Here is a 23,307-nt window from a genome sequence, read left to right as displayed (position 1 = left end):
TGTCTCCCGCCACCATTACCGCCCGGTAGCCCCTGGCCATAAGACTTCGTCTTCGCCGTGGCCCGCGAACATCCCGTGAACGGGTTGCTACATATGCCCGATCTGCCCGACAAAGAGGCGAGCATTGGTCTTGACCAAGGGGGTGCGCCGTCCTATCGTCGCAGGGATAGTGCAGGAACCTTTAATAAACAAAGGCGCGGAACTGCCGCTGGAACACGGCGATTGCGGCGATTGCAGGAGGAGTCAGGGTGGGGACCACACAGCTCGAATCGGTGCCGGAGCCGAAGTACTGGCACCTCAAGACCGTCCTCAGCGAGGCGCTCGACCAGGATTTCGCCGTGGGCGAGGTCCTGCCGAACGAGCGTGAGCTCGCCGCCCGCTTCGGCGTGGCCCGCGCGACCCTGCGCCAGGCCCTGGAGCAGCTGGAGCTCGAAGGCCGCCTGCAGCGGCGCCGCGGAGTCGGCACCACCGTCGCCCCGCCGCGCGTGGGCGTGGACGTCGGCGGCGCGCAGCACAGCTGGCCCGGCGAGAGCACCGACGGCTGGGAGCCCGTGGACGCGGTGGAGGCCGCACCGGCGGCCGCCGTCCTGAAGCTGCTGGGCACCGCCGCCGGGGAGATGGTCCTCGCGGTGCGCCGGACCCGCGTCGAGCAGGGCCAGGTCGTCGCGGCCGAGATGCTGTACGTGCCGGCCGCCTCGGTGCCCGGACTGTCCGCGATCGACGCCCCGGCCGGTCCGGCGCGCGCCCGGGCCGTCATGCGCGAGCTGCAGCGGCTCCCGCTCGACGGGCAGGACCGCTCCGTGGAGCTCGGCTCCGCCCGCGCCGACGACGCGAAGGAGCTGGACCGCCTGCCCGGCGCCCCGGTCCTCCTGGTCACCACCCGCTACTTCACGGTGGAGGGCACGGCGGCCGTCTCGGTGGCCACCTACCGCGCGGACACCTGCCGCCTCACCTTCGGCGACTCGGGCGACGTCCAGATCACGCACGACGCGCGCGTCGCGTCCTGACCCGCTGACGGCGGCCCGTTCGTACGTTCTCGGGAGCCGGGGGCAACGCCCCGCGCGGTCCCGGACCGGCGGGGTCCCACCGGCGGGGTCCGAACCAGCGAGGTCCCGGACCGTCCCGGAGGGGGTCAGCGGCGGCGCGTCGTGACGGTCTTCTCCACGGCGAACAGCTCTTCCTCCACGTGGTCCAGCGCCAGTCGCAGCGCTCCCGTGGCCACCGCCGCCTCGCCCAGCAGGGACAGCGCCACGCGCGGCGGGCGCAGGCAGTACCGCTCCAGTTCCCGCCGCAGGGGGTCCAGTACCCCGTCCATCCCCGCTGCCCAGCCGCCCACCACGACCAGCTCCGGGTCCATCGCGAGGACCAGCGCCGCCACGTCGTGGACCAGCCGCTGGATGAACCGCTCGACCGCGGCCACCGCCCGCTCGTCCCCGCGCTTGGCCATCGCGAAGACCTCCGCGACCTGCCGCTCGTCCAGGGGGTGCAGCGGTTCGCCGGTCGTCGACAGCAGCCGCTCGGGCGTGACCTCGCGGCCCAGCAGGTGCAGCGCGCCGATCTCACCGGCCGCCCCGCCGAAGCCGCGGTGCAGGCGGCCGCCGATCAGGGAGCCCGCGCCCGGGCTGAGTCCGGCCATCACGAAGACCATGTCGTCGGTGTCCGTCGCGGCACCCTTCCAGTGCTCGGCGACCGCCGCGGCGTTGGCGTCGTTCTCCACCTGGACCGGGCACCGGAAGGAGCGCCGCAGCCGCTCGCCGAGCGGCAGCCCGGTCCAGCCGGGCAGGGCCGTACCGAGGCGCACGGTGCCGTCCGCCTCGACGATGCCGGGGCTGCCCACGCCGACCGCGCGGAGGGAGTCCCTGGGGACTCCGGCCTTGCGCAGCAGGTCGGCGACCGCGCTGCGGACCCGGTCCAGCCGTTCGTCGGCGGACGCCGTCTCGGCGACCTCCTTGGTGCCGGCGCCGATGACCCGCCCGTCCAGCCCGGAGAGCAGCACCGCGATGCGGTGCGAGCCGATCTCCACGCCGAGCAAGTGCCCGGCTTCCGTGCGGAAGCGGAACCGTCTCGCGGGCCGCCCCTGGCGCCGAGCGCCTTCCTCCGCACCGGCCTCGACGACGAGCCCGGTGGCGATGAGCCCTTCGACGACGCCCTCGACGGTCGGCCGGGAGAGCCCGGTCACCCGAGTGAGGTCGGTGAGGGTCGGAGATTCGGCCGCGCGCAGTGCCCGCAGCACGACGGCGGAGTTGATCCGCCGGAGCAGAGAGGGGTCCCCGCCGGTCAGCTGACCCAACGTGTTTCCTCCCAGCTAGCGAGCTTGTCAGCCGGATCGTACTGCGGACCCGGTCCGACGGCGAGAAGCAGCCCCCCATCGGCCGGAATCCGCTCTTCCTCTCGGATGTGCCGGCAGCGGTCAGGCAGGAGCGACGAATCCCGATTCGTAGGCGGTGATCACGGCCTGGGTCCGGTCCCGCGCGCCGAGCTTCGCCAGGATCGCGCTCACGTGGGACTTCACCGTCTCCGTCCCGACGATCAGCTCGCGGGCGATCTCGATGTTGGTCAGGCCCTTCGCCATCAGTCGCAGGACGGCCTCCTCGCGCTCGGTCAGGGCGGCCCGCTCCACCACCTTGCGGGCCTGCCGGTTCCCGTACTCGGCCGCCAGCGCCCGCACCGCCGCGGGGAACAGCAGCGTCTCACCCTCCGCCACGAGCCGGACCGCGTGCACGATCTCGGACGGGCGGGCCCGCTTCAGCAGGAACCCGTCCGCGCCGGCCCGCAGCGCCTGGTAGACGTACTCGTCGTTCTCGAAGGTGGTGACCACGAGGATCTTCGGCGGCGAGTCCACGGTCCGCAGGACCGCCTTCGTCGCCTCGATCCCGTCGAGCAGCGGCATCCGGACGTCCATCGCCACGACATCCGGGCGCAGTTGCCGCACGAGCGGGACCACCGAAGCCCCGTCGGCGGCCTCGCCGACGACCTCGATGTCGGGCTGGGCGTCCAGGACGGCGCGCAGACCCGCACGCACCAGGGGTTCGTCGTCGACGAGCAGTACGGTAACCGGCATCCGGTCAGCGTATTCGCTCCAGCGGGAGCCGTGCGCACACCCTCCAACCCCCCTTGTGCAGACCGGTCTCGACCTTCCCGCCGAGCAGTGCGGCCCGTTCCCGCATGCCGCGCAGCCCGTTTCCGCCGCCGGCCGTCACGGTGGGCCGGTCGGGCAGCGGATTCGTCACCTCCAGGTCCAGCCGGTCGGCGACCACACCGATCCGGACGCGTACCGGCACGGGGCCGCAGTGCCGCAGCACATTGGTGAGCGCCTCCTGGAGGATCCGGTACCCCTCCTGGGTGACGGGATCCGGCAACTGCTCGAGCGGGCCGATCAGTTCCGCGTCGACGGTGGCGCCGGAGGCCCGCGCGGATTCGAGCAGCCGGTCGGCCTCCGCCAGCGTCGGCCGCTGGGAAGGCCGCCGGCCGGACTCCCGCAGGACGAGCAGCACCCGCTCCAGGTCCTCCAGCGCCGCCCGCCCGGTCTCCTCGATCGCGCTCAGCGCGCGGTCGGTGAACTCCGGGTCGCCGGCGGCCCGTGCGGCCCCGGCCTGGACCACCGCCACGGTCAGCGCGTGACCGATCGAATCGTGCAGCTCCCGTGCGATGCGGGTGCGCTCCAGCAGCTGCTCGGTACGGGCCTCCAGCGCGGTGAGCCGCTCCGCGGACGAAGGGCCCAGCAGCCGACGGGCGATGGAGGTGACCAGGTCACCCAGCAGGATCACGATGACGATCAGCAGCACGAGGGGCACGGGAGCCAGCGGCCACGCCGCCCAGGGCGGCGGGGTGAAGGGCAGCACGCTGTCCTCGGTGAGCGAGCCGCCGACCGCGACACGGATCAGATCGACCGTGATGACGGGCAGCCAGACGCTGGCGAGGAGGGTGACCCCCGAGAGGACGAGCCGTATCTCCAGCCACACCAGCGTCCGCCAGCGATCGCTCCACCTCTGGGACGCCACGGTGCTGAAGCTGCCGACTTCGGCGTCCTCGCCCCTGTCCTTGTCCCCGTCCTTGTCCTGCGGCGCCAGCAGGAACTGGGCCTGGAGCCCCTCGGCCAGCCGCATCCAGGGCAGCAGCCCGAGCGGTATGACGAAGACCAGCGGCATCCACGGAGCCTCGGGCCCTATGAACATCCACACGGCCAGCATGAGCACGGGCACACACAGGTGCACCCAGCGGGAGTAGGTCACGGGGCGGAGAGCGGCGCGGAACAGTCGGTGCATCCCCTCATCGTGGCAGTCCACGGTTGTGCGGCGGCTCCCCCACGTGGGGGAGAGAGAACCCTCGCTTGGGGGAGGAAGAGGGGTGGGGCCGGCGGCGAACCTTGAGGCATGAACAGCATCGAGATCCGAGAACTGACCAAGGAGTTCGGCCGCACCCGGGCGGTGGACCACCTCACCTTCGATGTCATGCCCGGCCGGGTCACCGGGTTCCTGGGGCCCAACGGCGCCGGGAAGTCCACCACGATGCGACTGCTGCTGGGGCTGGACCGGATCACCTCGGGGACGGCCACCATCGGGGGCCGCCGGTTCACCGAACTCGCCGACCCCCTCCACCGGGTGGGCGCCCTGCTCGACGCGCAGTCGGCGCACGGCGGCCGTACGGCCAGGGACCACCTCCGCTTCCTCGCGGCGGCCAACAGCATCCCCATGAGCCGGGTGGAGGCGGTCCTGGAGCAGTCGGGGATGGCCTCGGCGGCCAAGCGGCGGATCAAGACCTTCTCACTGGGCATGCGTCAGCGCCTCGGCATGGCGGCCGCGCTGCTCGGCGACCCCGGTGTGCTGCTGCTGGACGAGCCGACCAACGGGCTCGATCCCGAAGGCATCATCTGGATCCGCGAGCTCATGCGCGACCTGGCCGCCGAAGGGCGCACGGTCCTCGTCTCCAGCCACCTGATGACCGAGACCGCCGCCCTCGCCGACCACTTGATCGTCCTCGGGCAGGGCAGGCTGCTGGCCGACACCTCGATGGAGGACTTCATCGACGCCCGCAGCACGCCTCGGGTACGCCTGCGCACCGCCGATCCGATCAGGCTGCGGTCGGCCCTCGCCCGGGACGGATTCGAGCTGGTCACCGCCGACGGCGGGCGGTGGACCGTGGAGGGCATACAGGCCGAGGACCTCGGTGCGATGGCCGCCCGTGAAGGCATACCGATGCTCGAACTGGTCGATGAGCGGGCTTCGCTGGAGCAGGCCTATCTCGATCTGACCGCCGAACACGCCCAGTTCGCCGCCACCCACTGACACGAACCCCTCCAAGGAGGCTTCCCCATGAGCACCGCTCTGCCCACCGTCCCCGTCATGCACTCGGAATGGATCAAGATACGGTCCCTGCGCGGCACCTTCGGGGCGCTGATGGCCGTATTTCTCGCCACCGCGGGGATCCAGACCCTGACGGCCGTGCTGATCGGCGACACGGAGGCCGGCAGCCTGGGGGACGATCAGCTCCTCGCGGCCTTCTACGGAGTCAACTTCGGCCAGATCGCCGCCTTCGCCTTCGGCGCGACGGCCCTGTCCGGCGAATTCCACAACGGGGCCCTCCGCACATCGTTGACCGCGGTGCCGAACCGCGCGCGGTTCTACCTGTCGAAGATGACCGTGGTCGGCGGACTCGCGCTCGTGGCCGGCCAGTTGGCCGGGCTGGCCACCTTCGTGGGCGGGCAGGCGTTCATGGGGCCCTACGCGCTGGATCTGGGCGGCTCGGGGACCTACCGTGCGATCTTCGGCTGTGGCCTGTACCTCACGCTGATGACCTTGCTGGCCGCCGGACTGACGGCGGTGCTGCGCAGCGCGACGGCCGTCCTGAGCCTGCTCATACCTTTCGTGCTGATCGTGTCCTTCGTGCTCGGTGCGGCTTCCGAGGGCGTCGCCCGGTTCCTGCCGGACCGTGCGGGCCAGATGGTGATGCGGATGGAGTCGCAGGGCGGCCTCGGCCCGTGGACCGGCCTCGGGGTCCTGGCCCTGTGGGCGCTGGTCGCGGTGGCCGGCGGCTGGCTGGCGGTCCGGCGCCGGGACGCCTGACGCCGCGCAGGTCGGCGGCGGTCACCCCTCGGCGATGAGGGCGGGGAGTGCGCGCATGTCGTGGAAGACGACGGTGCCCGGACCTTCGAGCTGCTCGGCCCGGGTCAGCCCGCCGGCGTAGCCGAAGGCCCTCATCCCGGCGGCGCGGGCCGCCTGGACGCCGGGCCTGCTGTCCTCGACGACCACACAGGCGGCCGGGTCGACGCCCATCCGCCGGGCGGCGTGCAGGAACAGGTCCGGGGCCGGCTTTCCGCGGGAGACCTCGGTGGCGCTGTGGATGCGGCCCGCGAAGCGTTCGTAGAGTCCGGTGCGGCCGAGGGTGTGGCGCATCTTCTCGTGCGAGCCGCTGGAGGCGACACAGGTGGGCAGGCCGATCGCGTCGAGCGCCTCGGGAAGCCCGTCGACGGGGGACAGCCCGGTGTCCACCGCCTCCCGGTGGAGCTCTTCGAACCGCTCCGACCAGAGGGCGGCCGTCTGCGGGCCGAGCCGTGCGGAGATCTGTTCGCGGATGGAGGCACTGGAGCGCCCGATGAACCGGTCGACGACCTCGTCCTCGGTCAGCGGCCAGCCGAGCTCCGCACCCAGGGCGACCTGGACGCGGGCGGCGATCCGTTCGCTGTCGACCAGGACCCCGTCGCAGTCGAATATCACGAGTTCAATCGGCTTGATCATCCCGGGAGCATAGGGGGATCCGTGATCACGCGCGTCGCGGGCCCGACAAGATCCGAAGGAGACGGCCTAGGCGGGAGGGGGGAGCTGGGGGAGATCGGGGGACTCGGCGGCCGCTCGGAGGCGGGCGTACTCGTGGGACATGGACTCGGCGGTCCAGTGGGCGTTGAGGCCGCTGGGGTTGGGCAGGGCCCAGACACGAGTGGCTCCGATGGTGCGGTCCTGGGGGCCGATCCGGGCCTTCCGCTCTCCGAACGCCGTGCGATAGGCGGTCACTCCGACCACGGCCAGCCACTGGGGGCGCAGGAGTTCGACCTTGGCGGTCAAGATGCGGCCGCCCTCGCGGATCTCCTCGGCGCTCAGCTCGTCGGCGCGGGCGGTGGCCCGGGCCACGACGTTGGTGATGCCGAGGCGGTAGCTCAGCAGCTCCTCCTGCTCCGCCGGGGCCAGGCGGCGCGGGGTGAAGCCGGACAGGTGCAGGACCGGCCAGAAGCGGTTGCCGGGACGGGCGAAGTGGTGGCCCGTGGCGGCGGAGAGGAGGCCCGGGTTGATCCCGCAGAAGAGGACGCGCAGACCGCCCGCGACCACGTCCGGGAGGACGCGGTCACGGGCGGCGTTCAGCTCTTCGGGGGTCAGAGGATCGACCCGGGGGTGTAGGCCGCGGCCTCCGGGTGCTCCTTGGTGATCTGCTCGATGCGCGCGACCACCACGGCGACCTGGTCGCCGGCAGCGCCGGTGAAGGACAGCTTGTCGGCCATCAGGGCGTCGAGCTGGGCCCGGTCCAGCGGCATCCGCTCGTCGGCGGCCAGCTTGTCGAGCAGCTCGTTGCGCTCGGCACCCTGCTCGCGCATGGCGAGGGCGGAGGCCACCGCGTGCTCCTTGATGACCTCGTGGGCGGCCTCGCGGCCCACCCCGGCGCGCACCGCGCCCATGAGGACCTTGGTGGTGGCGAGGAAGGGGAGGTAGCGGTCCAGCTCGCGGGCCACGACGGCCGGGAAGGCGCCGAACTCGTCGAGGACGGTCAGGAAGGTCTCCATCAGGCCGTCGAGCGCGAAGAAGGCGTCGGGCAGCGCGACCCGGCGGACCACGGAGCAGGAGACGTCGCCCTCGTTCCACTGGTCGCCGGCCAGCTCGCCGGTCATCGACGCGTAGCCGCGCAGGATGACCATCAGGCCGTTCACGCGCTCGCAGGAGCGGGTGTTCATCTTGTGCGGCATCGCGGAGGAGCCGACCTGGCCGGGCTTGAAGCCCTCGGTGACCAGTTCGTGGCCGGCCATCAGGCGGATGGTCTTCGCGATCGAGGACGGGGCGGCCGCCAGCTGCACCAGGGCGGTGACCACGTCGTAGTCGAGCGAGCGCGGGTAGACCTGGCCGACGGAGGTGAAGGCCTGGCCGAAGCCGAGGTGGGAGGCGATCCGCTGTTCGAGGTCGGCCAGCTTGGAGGCGTCTCCGCCCAGCAGGTCGAGCATGTCCTGCGCGGTGCCGACGGGGCCCTTGATGCCGCGCAGCGGGTAGCGGCCCAGCAGGTCCTCCAGGCGCCCGTAGGCGACCAGCAGCTCATCGGCCGCCGTGGCGAAGCGCTTGCCCAGGGTCGTCGCCTGCGCGGCGACGTTGTGGGAGCGGCCGGCCATGACCAGCTCGGCGTGCTCGCCGGCCAGCTTGCCCAGGCGGGCGAGGACGGCGACCGTACGGTCGCGGGCCAGCTCCAGCGAGAGCCGGATCTGGAGCTGCTCGACGTTCTCGGTGAGGTCGCGCGAGGTCATGCCCTTGTGGACGTGCTCGTGGCCGGCGAGGGCGTTGAACTCCTCGATACGGGCCTTCACGTCGTGCCGGGTGACCTTCTCGCGCTCCGAGATGGAGGCGAGGTCGACGGTCTCCAGGACACGCTCGTAGTCGGCGAGGGCCTCGTCCGGGACCTCGATACCGAGGTCCTTCTGGGCGCGGAGCACGGCGAGCCACAGCCGCCGCTCCAGCGTCACCTTGTACTCGGGGGACCACAGGACGGCGAGCTCCGCGGAGGCGTAGCGGCCGGCCAGGACATTGGGGATGCGGGGCTTGGCAGTCACGTGGATGGATTCTACTTGGACCGCCGCTGTGCGTTTACGCAGGTAGGGGCCCCACCCGGGATTGTGGGTTGCTACGAGAACCGGCGAGGGGAAGACGGGCCCCGCGGGCCTACGGCAGCCGCTCGCCGGCCGGAGCCCCGTGGGGCGCCAGGTCCGGGCGCTTGGCCGGGCGGCCGTCCCCGCTCGAGCGGCCCGTCAGGCGGCGGCCGACCCAAGGGAGCAGGTGGCGGCGCGCGAAGCTGAGGTCCTGTGCCCGGCGCGCGGCCCAGCCCGGCGGGACGGCCGCGGAGAGCTCCGCGCGCCAGTCCTCCTCGGGAGGCAGGCCCAGGGCCTGCCAGACCGCCTCCGCGACCCTGCGGTGGCCCTCGGCCGTCAGGTGCAGCCGGTCCACGTCCCACATCCGGGGATCGCCGAGCACGCGGGCCCCGTACAGGTCGACCACGACGGCTCCGTGCCGCGCGGCGAGCTCCTCGACGATGACGAAGAGCTCCTCCATGCGCGGACGGAAACGTTCCATCACCGGCCCGTCGCGCCCCGGGGAGCGCATCAGCACCAGCGTCCCGCACGAGGGCGCCAGCAGACCGACGGCCTCCTCGAGGTGCGCGCGGACCCGGCCCATGTCGACCTTGGGCCGCAGGGTGTCGTTCAGCCCGCCGACCAAGGCCACCACGTCCGCGCCCATGGCCGCGGCCACCGGCGCCTGCTCCTCGGCGATCTGCCCGATGAGCTTGCCGCGGACCGCGAGGTTCGCGTAGCGGAAGCCGGGCTCGCGCGCGGCCAGGCGGTCGGCGAGCAGATCGGCCCAGCCCCGGTAGGAGCCGTCGGGGAGCAGGTCCGACATGCCCTCGGTGAAGGAGTCGCCGACCGCGACGAAACTGGTGTAAGACGCATTCATCTCCATGGCGGGAGCGATGCTACCGCGCGGTACTCCGGTCCCGCAGGCGGGGCCGGGGCACCGGCGGGGCCGGAGTCGCGCTACGCGGCGGCGGGCCTGCCGAACAGCTCCCGCAGCACGTCCTCCATCGTGACCAGGCCCGTCATCGCACCGTCGGGCCCGAGTACCGCCGCCAGGTGCGTACGGCTGCGCCGCATCGCGGTCAGCACGTCGTCCAGCGGGGTCTCCGCCCGCACCTGGGCGATCGGCCGCAGCGCGGAGACCGGGAAGGGATCGTCCCGCTCCGCTACGCCCAGGGCGTCCTTGACGTGCAGGTATCCCAGGATCTGGTGCTGTGCGTCGATCATCGGGAAACGGGAGTACCCCGATTCCGCGGACAGCTGCTCCAGCCCGGCCGGCGTGATGCCCTCCCGGGCCGGGACGACCCGGTCCGCCGCCAGCACCACATCGGTCACCGGCCGCCGCCCCAGCTCCAGGGCGTCGTGCAGCCGCTCCCTCGCCCGGCCGTCGATGAGCCCCGCGTCACTGGAGTCCTTGACGATGCGGGCCAGCTCGTCGTCCGAGAAGCTCGCCGCGACCTCGTCCTTGACCTCGACCCGCAGCAGGCGCAGCAGGGCGTTGGCGAAGGCGTTGATCGCGAAGATCACCGGCCGCAGCCCCCGGGTCAGGGCCACCAGCGGCGGGCCCAGCAGCAGGGCGGTCCGCACCGGTTCGGCCAGCGCCACGTTCTTCGGCAGCATCTCGCCGAAGAGCATGTGCAGGTACGTGGCCAGGGCCAGCGCCACCACGAAGGAGATCGCGTGCGTCAGCCCGGCCGGCACCCCGAAGAAGTCGAACGCGGGGGTCAGCAGGTGCGCGATGGCCGGCTCGGCCACCACGCCCAGCACCAGGGTGCACAGGGTGATGCCCAGCTGGGCCGCCGCCATCAGGGCCGACACGTGCTCCAGACCCCACAGGACGGCGCGCGCCCTGCGGTCGCCCTGCTCGGCGTAGGGCTCGATCTGGCTGCGCCGGACCGAGATCAGCGCGAACTCCGCGCCGACGAAGAAGGCGTTGACGACCAGGGTCGCCAGGCCGATCAGCAACTGGACGGCGATCATCGGGTCTCCTCCGTACCGGGGCCGCCGGCGGGCCCGGCGGGCACGTGCAGCAGCACCCGCGCGGCCCGCCGCCCGCTCGCGTCCACCACGTCCAGGCGCCAGCCGTCCAGCTCCAGGCTGTCGCCGACCACCGGGATCCGCCCCAGTTCGGTCGCCATCAGTCCGGCCAGGGTTTCGTACGGGCCGTCCGGCACGCGCAGCCCGATCCGCTGGAGCTGGTCGGTGCGGGCCGAGCCGTCCGCGGAGTAGAGCGCGCGCCCGGCGTCGTCCTCCCCGGCGGGGGCCAGGTCGGGGGTCTCGTGCGGGTCGTGCTCGTCGCGGACCTCGCCGACGACCTCCTCGACGATGTCCTCGAGGGTGGCCACGCCGGCCGTGCCGCCGTACTCGTCGATGACGACGGCCATCGTCTGCTTGCCGGACAGCCGGTCCAGCAGCCGGTCCACGGTCAGCGACTCCGGTACGAGGAGCGGTTCGCGCAGCAGCTGCGAGACCGGGTGGCGGTGGCGCTCCTCGGCGGGCAGCGCCAGTACGTCCTTGATGTGGACGGTGCCGACGACGGTGTCGAGGCTGCCCCGGTAGACGGGGAAGCGGGAGAGGCCGGTGGCGAGCGTCGCGTTCGCCACGTCCTCGGCGGTGGTCTGCACGTCGAGGGCGGTGACCTGGACGCGCGGGGTCATGACGTTCTCCGCGGTCAGGTCGGCGAGGTTCAAGGTCCGCACGAACAGCTCGGCGGTGTCCTTCTCCAGGGAGCCCGCCCGCGCGGAGTGGCGGGCCAGGGCCACCAGCTCCTGCGCGGTGCGCGCCGAGGCGAGCTCCTCCGCCGGCTCCATGCCGAACCGGCGGACCATGTGGTTCGCCGTGGTGTTCAGATGGCTGATCAGGGGCTTGAAGGCGCGGCTGAAGACGCGCTGCGTGGTGGCGACGCGCTTGGCCACGGCCAGCGGCGAGGAGATCGCCCAGTTCTTGGGCACCAGCTCGCCCACGACCATCAGGACGACGGTCGACAGGACGGTGCCGAGGATCAGGGCGGTGGAGGACGCGGCGCCGGCGGACAGCCCCATCGCCTCGAAGGGGCCCTTGAGCAGGGCGGCGATCGAGGGCTTGGAGATCATGCCGATGACCAGGCCGGTCACGGTGATGCCCAGCTGGGCGCCGGAGAGCTGGAAGGTCAGGCTGCGGACGGCGGCCAGGGCGCTGTCGGCCCCGCGCTCACCGCGCTCCACGGCCCGCTCGAGCTCGCTGCGCTCGATGGTGGTCAGCGAGAACTCGGCCGCGACGAAGACTCCGCAGGCAAGGCAGAGCAGCAGGGCCACGACGAGCAGGAGCACTTCGGTCATCGGTCGTTCACCTCCGTCCCATGATCGGCCAGGAGGAGGGGTGCCGCGCGATGTCGCGAACGGGAAATAAGGGGACTGGGAGGCTCGCCCATGGGCGGACGCTCACACCTTTCGTTTCAAAGAGGAACCGTTGGCTACAGGGTAAAGGAAGAGCAAAGGGATCGGATCATTCTTTTGGCGGAGCGCACCGTGCGTGATGGGATCCCCGTATGAATGATCTTCGCATCGAGCCCGCTGCTGCGGCCGATCTCGCCGCCGTCCTCGACTTCTGGAAGTCCGCCGCCGAGGGCACGAGTATCAGCGACGACCTCGACGGCGTCGAGCGCCTCCACGCCCGCGACCCGCAGGCGCTGCTGCTAGCCCGCCGCGAGGGCGAGCTCGTGGGCACGGTCATCGCAGGGTTCGACGGCTGGCGGTGCCACCTGTACCGGCTCGCGGTGCACCCGGACCACCGCCGCCAGGGGATCGGATCCGCTCTGCTGGCCGCCGCGGAGGAGCGGTTCAGGGCGCTCGGCGGGCGGCGGGCCGACGCGATGGTGCTCAACCGGAACGACCGGGGGCAGCGGGCGTGGGAGGCCGCCGGCTATCACCCCGAGGACCACTGGACGCGCTGGGTCAAGCCGCTGGACGGGTGACCCGGCGCGCCGGCCAGGCCGCATGCCGGGCCCGACCGTCACGCCGGCCCGGACATCACGCACGGCCCTGCCGTCACGTCGGCCAGGCGGCCAGGAACGAGTCGGCCGACCAGCCGCCCGCCAGGACCGGGGCCAGCCAGGAGGGGGCCGCCGCCCGGAAGGCGGCCGGATCCCACGAGGCCGCGCCCGAGGGGATCGCGCCGAGGAGGGGCAGGCCGGAGACCGACGGGAGGTCGGCCAGGTTGCAGCGGGCCGCCAGCCCGGGCTCCGCGGGCCAGCTGCCGATCACCACGCCGAGGGCGTCGAGGTCCCGGGCCCGGAGGGCTTCCGCGGTGAGCGCGGTGGAGTTCAGCGTGCCCAGACCCGCCTGGGCCACGACCAGCGTCGGGGCGCCGAGCAGCCGGGCCGCGTCGGCCAGGGTGTGGCCCTCCTCGTCGAAGCGGACCAGGAGGCCGCCCGCGCCCTCGACCAGGACCAGGTCGTGGGAGAGGGCCAGGCGGCGCGCGGCTTCCGCGATCCGGGCGGGGGAGAGCGTCGGGAGGCCCGAGCGGCGGGCCGCGGTGTCGGGGGCCAGCGGCTCCGGGTAGCGGGCCAGTTCCACCGCGGTGACGGCGGAGCCGGCCAGCCGCACGGCCTCCGCGGCGTCCCCGGCCTCGTCCGGACCGACCCCGGTCTGGGCGGGCTTGAGGACGGCCACCGAGCGGCCGGCGGCGAGCGCGGCCGCCGCGATCGCCGAGGTGACGACCGTCTTGCCGATCTCCGTGCCCGTCCCCGAGACCACGATCACGGAGGTGTCGGAGGTGTCGGACATGTCAGCCCTCCTTCGCGGCCGCGAGCACGCCGCGGCAGATGCGGGCCACGTCGGCGTCGCCGGTGACGAACGGCGGCATCGTGTAGATCAGGTCCCGGAACGGGCGCAGCCAGACGCCCTCCCGCACCGCCGCCCGGGTGGCGCTCGACATGTCGACTTCGTGGTCGAGCTGGACCACGCCGATCGCGCCGAGCACGCGTACGTCCTTGACCCCGGGCAGGGCGGCCGCCGGGGCCAGGCCCTCGAGGAGGCCCGCCTCGATGCGCTTGACCTCGCGCCGCCAGTCCTGGCCGAGGAGCAGGTCGATCGAGGCCAGGGCCACCGAGGTGGCGAGCGGGTTGCCCATGAAGGTCGGCCCGTGGGCCAGGACGGGGACGTCGCCCCGGGAGATGCCGTCCGCCACCCGCGGCGTGCAGAGCGTCGCGGCGAGGGTCAGGTAGCCGCCGGTCAGCGATTTGCCCAGGCACATCACGTCCGGGGTGATCCCGGCGTGGTCCGCCGCGAACAGCGCGCCCGTGCGGCCGAAGCCCGTGGCGATCTCGTCCAGGATCAGCAGGACGTCGAACTCGTCGCACAGCTCGCGCAGGACGCGCAGGTGGCCCGGGTTGTGGAAGCGCATGCCCCCCGCGCCCTGGACCACCGGTTCCACGATGACCGCCGCCAGTTCGTCCGCGTGCGCCTCGACGAGGGAGCGCAGGTGGGCGACGTAGGCCGGGTCGACCGGTGCGTCGAACCCGCTCGGCGGGGCGTCCGCGAAGAGCTGGCGCGGCAGGATGCCCGACCACAGCTCGTGCATGCCGCCCTCGGGGTCGCAGACGGCCATCGGCTGCCAGGTGTCCCCGTGGTAGCCGCCGCGCCAGGTGAGGAGGCGGGTCTTGGCGGGCCGGCCCACCGAACGCCAGTACTGGAGGCACATCTTCACCGCGACCTCGACCGAGACCGAGCCCGAGTCGGCGAGGAAGACGTGCTCCAGGCCGGCCGGGGTGATCTCGACGAGCTTCGCGGCCAGCCGGACGGCGGGCTCGTGCGTGAGCCCGCCGAACATGACGTGCGCCATGCGGCCGAGCTGGCCGGTCACCGCCTCGTTCAGGGCGGGGTGGTTGTACCCGTGGATCGCCGACCACCAGGAGGACATGCCGTCGACCAGCTCGTCCTGTCCCTGGGAGGGCTCGGCGAGCCGCAGCCGGACGCCCGCCGCGGACGCGATGACCAGGGGCTCCTGGCGCCCGGGCATCGGTCCGTAGGGGTGCCAGACGTGCTGCCGGTCCAGCGCGAGCAGTTCGGCGGCCGGCAGCGCGTCGGGCGAGTGGTGCTGATCAGGCATTGGGAGCGAGGTCCGTTCCCGCGCCGCGGCGGCGTACGGCCACCAGTCCGGTCCGGACCTCGCCCGCCTCCGCCTGGGCCGGTACGGGGGCCTCGTGCCCGGCGTGCCCCGAGCAGCCGCCGCAGGCAGAGCCGCAGCCGGCCCCGTCCGCCGGGGCGGAGGAGCCGCAGACCGAGGCGCCGGAGCCCTGCGAGCCGCAGCCCCCGGCGGGCTCGGCGACGTCGGAGCGGTGCGCGGGAAGGGTCGACGTACCGGCGCCCTCCACCTCGAAACCGGCGTCCGCGATCATGTCGAGGTCGGCCTGCCCGGCCTGGCCCTCACTGGTCAGGTAGTCGCCCAGGAAGATGGAGTTGACCAGGTGCAGGGCGAGGGGCTGCATGGTGCGCAGGTGCACCTCGCGCCCGCCCGCGAGGCGGACCTCGACGTCGGGGCAGACGAAGCGGACCATCGCGAGGATGCGCAGGGCGCGCTGCGGGGTGAGGTTCCACTCCTTGGCCAGCGGGGTGCCCTCGAAGGGGATCAGGAAGTTGACGGGCACCGAGTCGGGGTCCAGCTCGCGCAGCGAGTAGACGACGTCGACGAGGTCCTCGTCGCTCTCGCCCATGCCCGCGATCAGACCCGAGCAGGCCGACAGGCCGGCGGCGTGCGCCTTCTGCACCGTGTCGACCCGGTCCGCGTAGGTGTGCGTCTTGGTGATCGCGCCGTACGTGGCCTCGGAGGTGTTGAGGTTGTGGTTGTAGGCGTCCGCGCCGGCGTCCTTCAGGCGCTCCGCCTGGCCGTCCGACAGCAGGCCGAGGCAGGCGCACACCTCGATGCCCTCGTTCTGCTCCTTGATGGCCTCGATGGTCTTGCCGACGCGGTCCACGTCCCGGTCCGTCGGACCGCGCCCGCTCGCCACCAGGCAGACCCGCTTGGCGCCGCCGGCCACACCGGCGGCCGCGGCCTGGGAGGCCTCCTCGGGCTTCAGCCACGTGTACTTGAGGATCTCGGCCTTCGAGCCCAGTCGCTGGGAGCAGTACGAGCAGTCCTCGGGACACAGTCCCGACTTCAGGTTGACCAGGTAGTTGAGCTTGACCCGACGCCCGAACCACTGGCGGCGCACCTTGCCGGCGGCGGCCACCACGTCGAGCAGTTCGTCGTCAGAGGTCGCCAGCACGGCGAGTGCCTCTTCGCGGGTCGGCAGCTCGCGCCGCAGCCCCTTGTCCACGAGGGTGTTCAGCAGGTCCATGACGCCGATCCTGGACCACGTGACCACTCCCGGCCAAGGAGGGATCGAACAACATGGCCGGAACGGAGTGTGTGTATCGCCACACCTGGCACTCGAGTCACGGCGGCTAGGGTCGGGCAGGTCTGTGGACTGCCGACAAACGCGAGGACCGCCGATGCCCCAGAACACCCCCGCCCCCGCGGACGTCTTCTCCTGGATCGACGACGCCGAGCGGGCCCGGGAACACGCCGGACTCGTCCGGACGCTGCGCCCCCGCCCGGCCTCCTCGCCGCTCCTGGATCTCGCGAGCAACGACTACCTGGGGCTGTCCCGGCACCCCGAGGTGGTCGGGGGCGCCCGCGAGGCGGCCGAGCGCTGGGGCGCGGGGGCCACCGGGTCGCGGCTGGTCACCGGGACGACCGAGCTGCACGCGGAGCTGGAGCGAGAGCTCGCCGCCTTCTGCGGGTTCGAGGCCGCGCTGGTGCTCTCCTCCGGATACGCGGCCAACCTCGCCGCCGTCACCGCGCTCAGCGACCGGGGCACCCTCGTCGTCTCCGACGCGGGCAACCACGCCTCGATCGTGGACGGCTGCCGCCTCTCGCGCGCCGAGACCGCGGTCGTGCCGCACTCCGACCCCGACACCGCGGCCAAGACGCTCGCCGCCCACGAGGGCCGGGCGCTGCTGGTCACCGACTCGGTGTTCTCGGTCGACGGGGACGCCGCCCCGCTCGCCGCCCACGCGGAGGCCTGCCGGGCCGCGGGCGCGGCCCTGCTCGTGGACGACGCGCACGGGCTCGGCGTCCTCGGCGAGGGCGGCCGCGGGGCGCTGCACGCGGCCGGGCTCGCGGGCGCGCCCGGGGTGGTCGCGACCATGACCCTCTCGAAGTCCCTGGGCAGCCAGGGCGGGGCCGTGCTCGGCCCGGCCAAGGTGATCCGGCACCTCGTCAACACGGCCCGGACCTTCATCTTCGACACGGGGCTCGCCCCGGCCTCGACGGGCGCCGCGCTGGCCGCCCTGCGCCTGCTCGGGCGGGAGCCGGAGCGCGCGGACCGCGCCCGCCGGGTGGCCGCCGACCTGTACGGGCGGCTCACCGCGTCCGGCCTGACCGCGGCCCGGCCGGACGCGGCCGTGGTGTCGGTGCGGGCCCCGTCGGCTTCGGCGGCACTGCGCTGGGCCGCCGACTGCCGCGAGGCGGGTCTGTCCGTGGGGTGCTTCCGGCCGCCGTCGGTACCGGACGGCATTTCCCGGCTGCGGCTGACCGCGCGGGCTGATCTCACGGGGGACGAGATCAGCCGTGCCGTGGAGACGATCCTGGGGACCGCTCCGGCCGGAGCCACGGAGCTCTAGGCGGAGCCGCGGGAGCGGGTGCGCCCGTACGTCCGCCCGGGGTTCAAGGTGCCTGGCTCCCCACGTCGGCTCGCACGGAGACGAGGAAGCCTTCCCAGGCCGGCCCGGTGAAGAGCACGGCCGGGCCGTCCGACCGTTTGGAATCGCGGACGGCCAGCAGGCCGCCCCCGAGGACGGCCGTTTCCACACAGTTGTTCATTCCGGTACTGCGGCTGCTCCGCAGCCACCGCGCGCTGTTCAGAAGTCCGCCGGTGGATAAGGGGGTTGCGGACACGGGGGGTGCCTCCTTACGCGTCGTCAGCGAGGGCGCTGATCAGATCCGACGAGTCGCGGGGCGGGAGGGCGTGCGCCTGGATGGTGCGGAACGCGGCGCTGTACGCCTCAAGGTCTTCCTTCCGCTCCAGATAGAGGCTACTCGTCAAATGGTCGAGTACCACCACATCCAGATCGGCGATGTTCGGAAATGAGAAAATTACGAACGGTCCGGTCAGGCCGAGATGTCCCCCCACGCTGAACGGCAATACCTGCAACCGCACTTGGGGCAGCGCGGACACCTCCACGAGGTGCCGCAGCTGCTCCGCCATCACCCCCGGACCGCCGATCTTCCGCCGCAGCACCGCCTCGTCCAGCACGGCGCTCAGCTCCAGCGGCGGATCCGTCCGCAGCACGCACTGGCGCGCCAGCCGTACGTCGACCAGCGCGTCGACCTTGGGCTCCGGCAGCCCGCCCAGCGCGGCCCGGGTCACCGCCCGCGCGTACTCCGGGGTCTGCAACAGCCCCGGCACCACCGAGAGTTCCACCGTCCGGGCGGACCGGGCACCCGCCTCCAGGCTGATGAAGTCCCGGTACTCCTGCGGCAGCAGCCCCCGGTAGTCGTGCCACCACTCGCGCCCCCGCCCGGTGTCGTCCCCCGGGGCGGGACCCGCCGCGGAGGCCGAGAGCGCTTCCAGCAGCGCCCGCTGCTGCGGGCGCACGACGTCCCCGTAGGCGTCGAGCAGCAGCCGGATGTCCTCGACCTTGACGCCGCTGCGCCCCGTCTCGATGCGGCTGATCTTCGACTGGTGCCAGCCGACGAGCCGGGCCGCCTCACCGCTGGTGAGTCCGGACCGGTCGCGTAGGGAACGCAGTTCCTCGCCGAGCTTGCGTCGGCGCACCGCGGGACCGTGCTGCACATCCGCCTCCTTTCACCCCGGCACAGGTCGCACCAGTCTGCCGTCCGAATACGCTCTTCCGTAGCAGAGTTCACCGCATTGAGCGACAGATATATGCATATCTTGGGGGATCGGCAGAAACGACGGGACGATGGGTGGCACTCTGGCGTCCAGCACAGATCCGGGGCGATTCGCCCCGGTGGGAAAGGGACCGTCGCCATGGCAGATCACCAGGAAGCATCCGTCACTCTGCCGAGCGATCCCGCCTCGGTCGCGGCCGCCCGGCGATACGTCGCGGAGGTGCTGGACGGGTGGGGGCTGACCGAGGGCACCGACGCGGCCGACAGCGTCCGGCTGATCGTCTCGGAACTCGCCACCAACGCCGTACAGCACACGTTCGGCCAGTCGCCCACCTTCACCGTGGACATCCGCCTGGAGCGCGAGGAATGGCTCCGCATCGGAGTCACCGACAGCCACCCGCGCTGGCCCAAACGCCTGCCGGCGGCCGTCCAGCAGGACAACGGCCGGGGCATGGTCATCATCCGCTGGCTCACGGCCGAGGCGGGCGGCCGGCTCTCGGTCAGCCCGACCGAGGACGGCGGCAAGACCGTGTGGATCGCCCTGCCCTGGGCGGCCGGGACTCCGGCGAGGACGACCACGGCCCTTTGAGGCCGGTCAGCCCGTAGCCCGTCAGTACCTCAGCCGGTCAGTCCCTCAGCCGGTCAGTCCCTCAGCCGGTCGGCCCGTCAGGCTCCGGCGCGCTCCGACACACTGCGCTCGATGCACAGTTCGTTGCCCTCGGGGTCGGTCAGCGTGACCCAGCCGGTGCCGTCCTCGCGGCGGTGGTCGCCCTCCACCTTCGCGCCGAGCCCGATGAGCCGCTCCACGTTCTCGTCCCGGGTGCCGGTCGTCGGCTGGATGTCCAAGTGGACCCGGTTCTTGACGGACTTGCCCTCCGGGACCTTGATGAAGAGCAGCCCCGGGACCCCCGGCTGCCCCGGCACGAGCAAGATCTCGGGGTCGTCCGCGAGGTCGTCCGGGTGGATCGGGAAGCCGGTGACGGCGGACCAGAACTGCGCCAGCGCGTAGGGCTCCCGCGCGTCGAAGGTGATGTGGTGGACGGGGTTCAGGAACATGCGGCTCCTCATCGGCGGCTCCGTATACGGAACCGGGCCGGGGCGCGCCCGGAGTTGAACCGGGTACCTCCCCGAAACGTGGGTTAACTCAGCGGAAAAGCGCGGCCCCTAGCGTGGCGGCCACGTTCCTTCCGCCAATGATCACCCATGAGCCGGTAAAGCGGTGGTGGTGGGGACGGCAAGCCTTTCTCTGCGTAGGGCAAGACTCGCTTGGCTCGGATACGTGCAGGTCAACAAAGTGTTGACGGACCGTAGGGTCGGCCCGCGCGATGTTGGCCATGTCCCGGAAGCTTGGTGATTGCTGTGCAGTTGACACCCCACGAGCAGGAACGACTGCTCATCCACGTGGCCGCCGACGTGGCCGGGAGACGCAGGGCGCGCGGCGTCCTGCTCAACCACCCCGAGGCGATCGCCCTGATCACCTGCCACATCCTCGAAGGCGCCCGCGACGGCCGGACCGTGGCCCAGCTCATGGCCTCCGGACGCACCGTGCTCTCCCGCGAGGAGGTCATGGAGGGGATACCCGAGATGATCCACGACGTCCAGGTCGAGGCGACCTTCCCGGACGGCACCAAGCTCGTCACCGTCCACGATCCGATCGTCTGAGAGCGGGTACCCCCATGATCCCCGGCGAAATCGCCTACGGGGACGGCCCGGTGCGCCTCAACGAGGGCCGGCCCGTCACCCGTCTCACCGTGCTCAACGCCGCCGACCGGCCCGTCCAGGTCGGCTCGCACTACCACTTCGCCGAGGCCAACCCCGGCCTCGACTTCGACCGGGCCGCCGCCCGCGGACTGCGGCTCGACATCGCCGCCGGCACCGCGGTCCGCTTCGAGCCGGGCATCCCGGTCGCGGTGGAACTCGTACCGCTCGGCGGGCTCCGCACCGTACCCGGACTGCGCGGGGAGACCGGAGGGCCGCTCGATGGCTGAGATATCGCGCCAGGTCTACGCCGACCTCTTCGGGCCGACCGCCGGTGACCGGATCCGGCTCGCCGACACCGACCTCTTCGTGGAGATCGAGCGGGACCTCGCCGGCGGCCCCGGCCGCGCCGGGGACGAGGCGGTCTTCGGCGGCGGCAAGGTCATCCGCGAGTCCATGGGCCAGGCCCGCACCACGCGCGCCGAGGGCGCCGCCGACACCGTCATCACCGGCGTGGTCGTCCTCGACCACTGGGGCATCGTCAAGGCCGACCTCGGCATCCGCGACGGCCGGATCTGCGGCATCGGCAAGGCCGGCAACCCCGACACCATGGACGGGGTGGATCCTGCGCTCGTCATCGGCCCCGAGACCGAGATCATCGCGGGCAATGGGAAGATCGTCACGGCCGGCGCCGTCGACGCGCACGTCCACTTCATCTCCCCGACGGTGATCGACGAGGCCCTCGCCTCCGGCGTCACCACCCTCGTCGGCGGCGGGACCGGACCCGCCGAGGGCACCAAGGCCACCACCGTCACCCCCGGACCCTGGCACCTGGCCCGGATGTTCGCCGCGCTGGAGGCCCACCCCGTCAACATCGGCCTGCTGGGCAAGGGCAACACCATGTCCCGCGAGGGCATGTACTCCCAACTGCGCGGCGGAGCACTCGGCTTCAAGCTGCACGAGGACTGGGGGTCCACCCCCGCCGTCATCGACGCCTGCCTCACCGTCTGCGAGGAGACCGGGGCCCAGGCCGCCATCCACACCGACACCCTCAACGAGGCCGGTTTCGTCGCGGACACCCTCGCCGCCATCGGCGGGCGGACCATCCACTCGTACCACACCGAGGGCGCGGGCGGCGGGCACGCCCCCGACATCATCACCGTGGTCTCCGAGCCGAACGTCCTGCCCAGCTCCACCAACCCGACCCGGCCGCACACCGTCAACACCGTCGAGGAGCACCTCGACATGCTGATGGTCTGCCACCACCTCAACCCCTCCGTGCCCGAGGACCTGGCCTTCGCCGAGTCCCGGATCCGGCCCTCCACCATCGCCGCCGAGGACGTCCTGCACGACCTCGGGGCCATCTCGATCATCTCTTCCGACGCCCAGGCCATGGGCCGCGTCGGCGAGGTGGTCCTGCGCACCTGGCAGACCGCCCACGTGATGAAGAAGCGGCGCGGGTTCCTGCCCGGGGACGGCCCCGCCGACAACCACCGGGTCCGCCGCTACGTCGCCAAGTACACGATCAACCCCGCCGTGGCCCAGGGCCTGGCCCGCGAGATCGGCTCGGTGGAGACCGGCAAACTCGCCGACCTGGTGCTGTGGAACCCCGCCTTCTTCGGCGTGAAGCCCGAACTCGTCATCAAGGGCGGCCAGATCGCCTACGCGCAGATGGGCGATGCCAACGCCTCGATCCCCACCCCGCAGCCGGTGCTGCCCCGCCCGATGTTCGGGGCGTACGGGCGCGCCCCCGGCCTGAACTCGGTCAACTTCACCGCCCAGGCGGCCCTCGACGACGGACTGCCCGAACGGCTCGAACTGGGCAAGGAGTTCGTCGCCATCGAGAGCACCCGCAAGGTGACCAAGGCGGACATGCGCAACAACGACGCCATGCCGAGGGTCGAGGTCGACGCCGACACCTTCACCGTCACCATCGACGGAGAAGTGGTCGAGCCGGCGCCGGCCACGGAACTTCCCATGGCCCAGCGCTACTTCCTCTTCTGATGACAGGGGTCTCTTCTGATGGGCAGGGTTCCGACGGCCAGGGTTCTGACGGCCAGGGTTCTGACGGCCAGGGTTCTGACGGGCAGGGTTGCGGCGGGCGCGGCCCGGTGAGTCTCGCCGCCCTCCTCGTCCTCGCCGACGGACGCTTCCCCGCCGGAGGCCACGCGCACTCCGGCGGGGCCGAAGCCGCCTGCCGGGCGGGCCGCATCCACGACGCCGCCACCCTCGAGGACTTCTGCCGCGGCCGACTGCACACCGCCGGCCTCGTCGCGGCCGCCCTCGCCGGAGCGGCCGCCCTCGGGCTCGACCCGGCGGCCCTCGACGAGGCCGCCGACGCCCGGACCCCGGTGCCGGCGCTGCGCGCCACCGCGCGCAGGCTCGGCCGGCAGCTGATGCGCGCGGCCCGGGCCACCTGGCCCGCCGCCGAACTCGACTCGCTGGCCAGGGCGTTCCCGCGCGGGGTGCACCAGCCCGTCGTGCTCGGGGTCACGGCCCGGGCGGCGGGGCTCGGGGCGCTCGAGGCCGCGCAGGTGGCCGCGTACGAGAGCGTGAGCGGGCCGGCCACCGCCACCGTACGGCTGCTCGGGCTGGACCCCTTCGAGGCGAGCGGGGTCCTGGCGCGGCTCGCCCCCGAGCTCGACTCCGTCGCGGCGCACGCCCGGCGGTGCGCCCAGCGGGCCCGACTGGAGGGGACTGGGGTCCTGCCCGCCGCCTCCTCGCCCCTGCTGGACATCGCGGCGCAGGCCCATGCCGACTGGCCGGTACGCCTCTTCGCCTCCTGAACCGCCTCCTGAACCGCCGTCCGAACCGCCTCCTGAACCGCTTCCTGAACCGCCTCCCGCACCCGCGGCCCGAGCCGCCGCCCCTGATCCGCCCCTGATCCGCCCCTGATCCGGCCCCGAGCCACCCCCCAAGGGAAC

The 23,307-nt window shown here is 72.6% G+C and carries 25 protein-coding genes; 10 read left to right on the top strand and 15 right to left on the bottom strand.

Translation table 11 applies throughout. The features are described from left to right. Positions 1–248 precede the first annotated feature (248 nt). Positions 249–1,007, top strand: coding sequence for a GntR family transcriptional regulator (locus tag DRB89_RS11660; RefSeq protein WP_112450276.1), 759 nt, complete (start codon positions 249–251; stop codon positions 1,005–1,007). A gap of 125 nt (positions 1,008–1,132) precedes the next feature. Here DRB89_RS11660 and DRB89_RS11655 read toward each other — a convergent pair whose 3' ends face one another. The 3 genes from DRB89_RS11655 to DRB89_RS11645 all read right to left on the bottom strand — a co-directional run bounded on the left by DRB89_RS11655 (position 1,133) and on the right by DRB89_RS11645 (position 4,265). After that, the gene (locus DRB89_RS11655) at positions 1,133–2,290 is read right to left on the bottom strand and encodes an ROK family transcriptional regulator (protein WP_112450275.1); all 1,158 of its coding nucleotides are present in this window, start codon (positions 2,288–2,290) and stop codon (positions 1,133–1,135) included. A 120-nt stretch (positions 2,291–2,410) separates the two neighbouring features. After that, on the bottom strand, positions 2,411–3,061 hold the full coding sequence (locus DRB89_RS11650; protein ID WP_112450274.1) for a response regulator transcription factor: 651 nt from the start codon (positions 3,059–3,061) through the stop codon (positions 2,411–2,413). Positions 3,062–3,065: 4 nt separating this feature from the next. Continuing rightward, positions 3,066–4,265 carry a histidine kinase gene (locus DRB89_RS11645; RefSeq protein WP_112450273.1) on the bottom strand — a complete coding sequence of 400 codons (1,200 nt, stop codon included), beginning with the start codon at positions 4,263–4,265 and terminating at the stop codon, positions 3,066–3,068. A 108-nt stretch (positions 4,266–4,373) separates the two neighbouring features. Between DRB89_RS11645 and DRB89_RS11640 the strand changes: the two genes are divergently transcribed. Together DRB89_RS11640 and DRB89_RS11635 are read left to right on the top strand one after the other, a co-directional pair. Then, the gene (locus DRB89_RS11640) at positions 4,374–5,285 is read left to right on the top strand and encodes an ATP-binding cassette domain-containing protein (protein WP_112450272.1); all 912 of its coding nucleotides are present in this window, start codon (positions 4,374–4,376) and stop codon (positions 5,283–5,285) included. A 27-nt stretch (positions 5,286–5,312) separates the two neighbouring features. Continuing rightward, positions 5,313–6,062 carry an ABC transporter permease subunit gene (locus DRB89_RS11635; RefSeq protein WP_112450271.1) on the top strand — a complete coding sequence of 250 codons (750 nt, stop codon included), beginning with the start codon at positions 5,313–5,315 and terminating at the stop codon, positions 6,060–6,062. A gap of 21 nt (positions 6,063–6,083) precedes the next feature. Here DRB89_RS11635 and DRB89_RS11630 read toward each other — a convergent pair whose 3' ends face one another. The 6 genes from DRB89_RS11630 to DRB89_RS11605 all read right to left on the bottom strand — a co-directional run bounded on the left by DRB89_RS11630 (position 6,084) and on the right by DRB89_RS11605 (position 12,129). Further along, complete coding sequence (locus DRB89_RS11630) at positions 6,084–6,734, bottom strand: HAD family hydrolase (RefSeq protein WP_112450270.1); 651 nt, start codon at positions 6,732–6,734, stop codon at positions 6,084–6,086. 66 nt (positions 6,735–6,800) lie between these two features. Then, positions 6,801–7,367 carry a G/U mismatch-specific DNA glycosylase gene (gene mug / locus DRB89_RS11625; protein ID WP_112463854.1) on the bottom strand — a complete coding sequence of 189 codons (567 nt, stop codon included), beginning with the start codon at positions 7,365–7,367 and terminating at the stop codon, positions 6,801–6,803. Beyond that, positions 7,364–8,797 (bottom strand): adenylosuccinate lyase, encoded by a 1,434-nt coding sequence (gene purB, locus DRB89_RS11620; protein ID WP_112450869.1) that lies wholly within the window; start codon positions 8,795–8,797, stop codon positions 7,364–7,366. The genes mug and purB overlap by 4 nt, the downstream gene beginning before the upstream one ends. Positions 8,798–8,906: 109 nt before the next feature. Then, a complete protein-coding gene (locus DRB89_RS11615) occupies positions 8,907–9,698 on the bottom strand; it encodes an SGNH/GDSL hydrolase family protein (protein WP_112450868.1) in 792 nt (263 codons plus the stop codon). Positions 9,699–9,772: 74 nt separating this feature from the next. Then, positions 9,773–10,792 (bottom strand): hemolysin family protein, encoded by a 1,020-nt coding sequence (locus tag DRB89_RS11610; RefSeq protein WP_112450867.1) that lies wholly within the window; start codon positions 10,790–10,792, stop codon positions 9,773–9,775. Next, on the bottom strand, positions 10,789–12,129 hold the full coding sequence (locus tag DRB89_RS11605; protein WP_112450866.1) for a hemolysin family protein: 1,341 nt from the start codon (positions 12,127–12,129) through the stop codon (positions 10,789–10,791). The genes DRB89_RS11610 and DRB89_RS11605 overlap by 4 nt, the downstream gene beginning before the upstream one ends. A 209-nt stretch (positions 12,130–12,338) precedes the next feature. On the opposite strand from DRB89_RS11605, the gene DRB89_RS11600 reads away from it, so the two are divergent. Next, positions 12,339–12,764 carry a GNAT family N-acetyltransferase gene (locus DRB89_RS11600; protein WP_112450865.1) on the top strand — a complete coding sequence of 142 codons (426 nt, stop codon included), beginning with the start codon at positions 12,339–12,341 and terminating at the stop codon, positions 12,762–12,764. A 73-nt stretch (positions 12,765–12,837) separates the two neighbouring features. Here DRB89_RS11600 and bioD read toward each other — a convergent pair whose 3' ends face one another. From bioD to bioB, 3 genes are read right to left on the bottom strand one after another with little or no spacing between them, the layout of a single operon-like run. Then, positions 12,838–13,575: a dethiobiotin synthase gene (gene bioD, locus DRB89_RS11595; RefSeq protein ID WP_112450864.1), complete on the bottom strand. Its 738-nt coding sequence runs from the start codon at positions 13,573–13,575 to the stop codon at positions 12,838–12,840. Position 13,576: 1 nt separating this feature from the next. Continuing rightward, positions 13,577–14,899 (bottom strand): adenosylmethionine--8-amino-7-oxononanoate transaminase, encoded by a 1,323-nt coding sequence (locus DRB89_RS11590; protein ID WP_112450863.1) that lies wholly within the window; start codon positions 14,897–14,899, stop codon positions 13,577–13,579. Beyond that, complete coding sequence (gene bioB / locus DRB89_RS11585; protein ID WP_112450862.1) at positions 14,892–16,127, bottom strand: biotin synthase BioB; 1,236 nt, start codon at positions 16,125–16,127, stop codon at positions 14,892–14,894. Before bioB ends, DRB89_RS11590 begins: the two co-directional genes overlap by 8 nt. A gap of 154 nt (positions 16,128–16,281) precedes the next feature. On the opposite strand from bioB, the gene DRB89_RS11580 reads away from it, so the two are divergent. Continuing rightward, positions 16,282–17,454 carry an 8-amino-7-oxononanoate synthase gene (locus tag DRB89_RS11580; RefSeq protein ID WP_112450861.1) on the top strand — a complete coding sequence of 391 codons (1,173 nt, stop codon included), beginning with the start codon at positions 16,282–16,284 and terminating at the stop codon, positions 17,452–17,454. Positions 17,455–17,497: 43 nt separating this feature from the next. On the opposite strand, the gene DRB89_RS11575 is transcribed toward DRB89_RS11580, so the two are convergent. Next, positions 17,498–17,728: a DUF397 domain-containing protein gene (locus DRB89_RS11575; RefSeq protein WP_112450860.1), complete on the bottom strand. Its 231-nt coding sequence runs from the start codon at positions 17,726–17,728 to the stop codon at positions 17,498–17,500. 13 nt (positions 17,729–17,741) lie between these two features. Then, positions 17,742–18,626 carry a helix-turn-helix transcriptional regulator gene (locus DRB89_RS11570; RefSeq protein WP_112450859.1) on the bottom strand — a complete coding sequence of 295 codons (885 nt, stop codon included), beginning with the start codon at positions 18,624–18,626 and terminating at the stop codon, positions 17,742–17,744. Positions 18,627–18,824: 198 nt separating this feature from the next. Between DRB89_RS11570 and DRB89_RS11565 the strand changes: the two genes are divergently transcribed. Beyond that, complete coding sequence (locus tag DRB89_RS11565) at positions 18,825–19,274, top strand: ATP-binding protein (RefSeq protein WP_112450858.1); 450 nt, start codon at positions 18,825–18,827, stop codon at positions 19,272–19,274. A gap of 77 nt (positions 19,275–19,351) precedes the next feature. Here DRB89_RS11565 and DRB89_RS11560 read toward each other — a convergent pair whose 3' ends face one another. Then, complete coding sequence (locus DRB89_RS11560; protein ID WP_112450857.1) at positions 19,352–19,741, bottom strand: VOC family protein; 390 nt, start codon at positions 19,739–19,741, stop codon at positions 19,352–19,354. A gap of 303 nt (positions 19,742–20,044) precedes the next feature. On the opposite strand from DRB89_RS11560, the gene DRB89_RS11555 reads away from it, so the two are divergent. From DRB89_RS11555 to DRB89_RS11540, 4 genes are all read left to right on the top strand, one after another. Next, positions 20,045–20,347: an urease subunit gamma gene (locus tag DRB89_RS11555; protein WP_204357830.1), complete on the top strand. Its 303-nt coding sequence runs from the start codon at positions 20,045–20,047 to the stop codon at positions 20,345–20,347. 14 nt (positions 20,348–20,361) lie between these two features. Further along, positions 20,362–20,673 carry an urease subunit beta gene (locus DRB89_RS11550; RefSeq protein ID WP_030711524.1) on the top strand — a complete coding sequence of 104 codons (312 nt, stop codon included), beginning with the start codon at positions 20,362–20,364 and terminating at the stop codon, positions 20,671–20,673. Then, complete coding sequence (locus tag DRB89_RS11545) at positions 20,666–22,387, top strand: urease subunit alpha (RefSeq protein ID WP_112450855.1); 1,722 nt, start codon at positions 20,666–20,668, stop codon at positions 22,385–22,387. Before DRB89_RS11550 ends, DRB89_RS11545 begins: the two co-directional genes overlap by 8 nt. Positions 22,388–22,494: 107 nt before the next feature. Beyond that, a complete protein-coding gene (locus tag DRB89_RS11540) occupies positions 22,495–23,169 on the top strand; it encodes an urease accessory UreF family protein (RefSeq protein ID WP_112450854.1) in 675 nt (224 codons plus the stop codon). Positions 23,170–23,307: the final 138 nt, after the last annotated feature.

The sequence above is a fragment of the Streptomyces sp. ICC4 genome, from assembly GCF_003287915.1.
Lineage (GTDB): Bacteria > Actinomycetota > Actinomycetes > Streptomycetales > Streptomycetaceae > Streptomyces > Streptomyces tritrimontium.
Note: the sequence above shows the minus strand (reverse complement) of the source record. Positions and strands in the feature narration are given on the sequence as shown.

Bases quoted from the DNA above. Each gene is read 5' to 3' on its own strand.
- DRB89_RS11545 (WP_112450855.1), top strand. From the start codon at position 20,666: ATGGCTGAGATATCGCGCCAGGTCTACGCCGACCTCTTCGGGCCGACC.
- DRB89_RS11580 (WP_112450861.1), top strand. From the start codon at position 16,282: ATGCCCCAGAACACCCCCGCCCCCGCGGACGTCTTCTCCTGGATCGAC.
- DRB89_RS11635 (WP_112450271.1), top strand. From the start codon at position 5,313: ATGAGCACCGCTCTGCCCACCGTCCCCGTCATGCACTCGGAATGGATC.
- DRB89_RS11560 (WP_112450857.1), bottom strand. From the start codon at position 19,741: ATGTTCCTGAACCCCGTCCACCACATCACCTTCGACGCGCGGGAGCCC.
- DRB89_RS11630 (WP_112450270.1), bottom strand. From the start codon at position 6,734: ATGATCAAGCCGATTGAACTCGTGATATTCGACTGCGACGGGGTCCTG.
- bioB (WP_112450862.1), bottom strand. From the start codon at position 16,127: ATGGACCTGCTGAACACCCTCGTGGACAAGGGGCTGCGGCGCGAGCTG.
- DRB89_RS11565 (WP_112450858.1), top strand. From the start codon at position 18,825: ATGGCAGATCACCAGGAAGCATCCGTCACTCTGCCGAGCGATCCCGCC.
- bioD (WP_112450864.1), bottom strand. From the start codon at position 13,575: ATGTCCGACACCTCCGACACCTCCGTGATCGTGGTCTCGGGGACGGGC.
- DRB89_RS11610 (WP_112450867.1), bottom strand. From the start codon at position 10,792: ATGATCGCCGTCCAGTTGCTGATCGGCCTGGCGACCCTGGTCGTCAAC.
- DRB89_RS11640 (WP_112450272.1), top strand. From the start codon at position 4,374: ATGAACAGCATCGAGATCCGAGAACTGACCAAGGAGTTCGGCCGCACC.
- DRB89_RS11590 (WP_112450863.1), bottom strand. From the start codon at position 14,899: ATGCCTGATCAGCACCACTCGCCCGACGCGCTGCCGGCCGCCGAACTG.
- DRB89_RS11615 (WP_112450868.1), bottom strand. From the start codon at position 9,698: ATGGAGATGAATGCGTCTTACACCAGTTTCGTCGCGGTCGGCGACTCC.
- DRB89_RS11645 (WP_112450273.1), bottom strand. From the start codon at position 4,265: ATGCACCGACTGTTCCGCGCCGCTCTCCGCCCCGTGACCTACTCCCGC.
- DRB89_RS11550 (WP_030711524.1), top strand. From the start codon at position 20,362: ATGATCCCCGGCGAAATCGCCTACGGGGACGGCCCGGTGCGCCTCAAC.
- DRB89_RS11650 (WP_112450274.1), bottom strand. From the start codon at position 3,061: ATGCCGGTTACCGTACTGCTCGTCGACGACGAACCCCTGGTGCGTGCG.
- DRB89_RS11600 (WP_112450865.1), top strand. From the start codon at position 12,339: ATGAATGATCTTCGCATCGAGCCCGCTGCTGCGGCCGATCTCGCCGCC.
- DRB89_RS11605 (WP_112450866.1), bottom strand. From the start codon at position 12,129: ATGACCGAAGTGCTCCTGCTCGTCGTGGCCCTGCTGCTCTGCCTTGCC.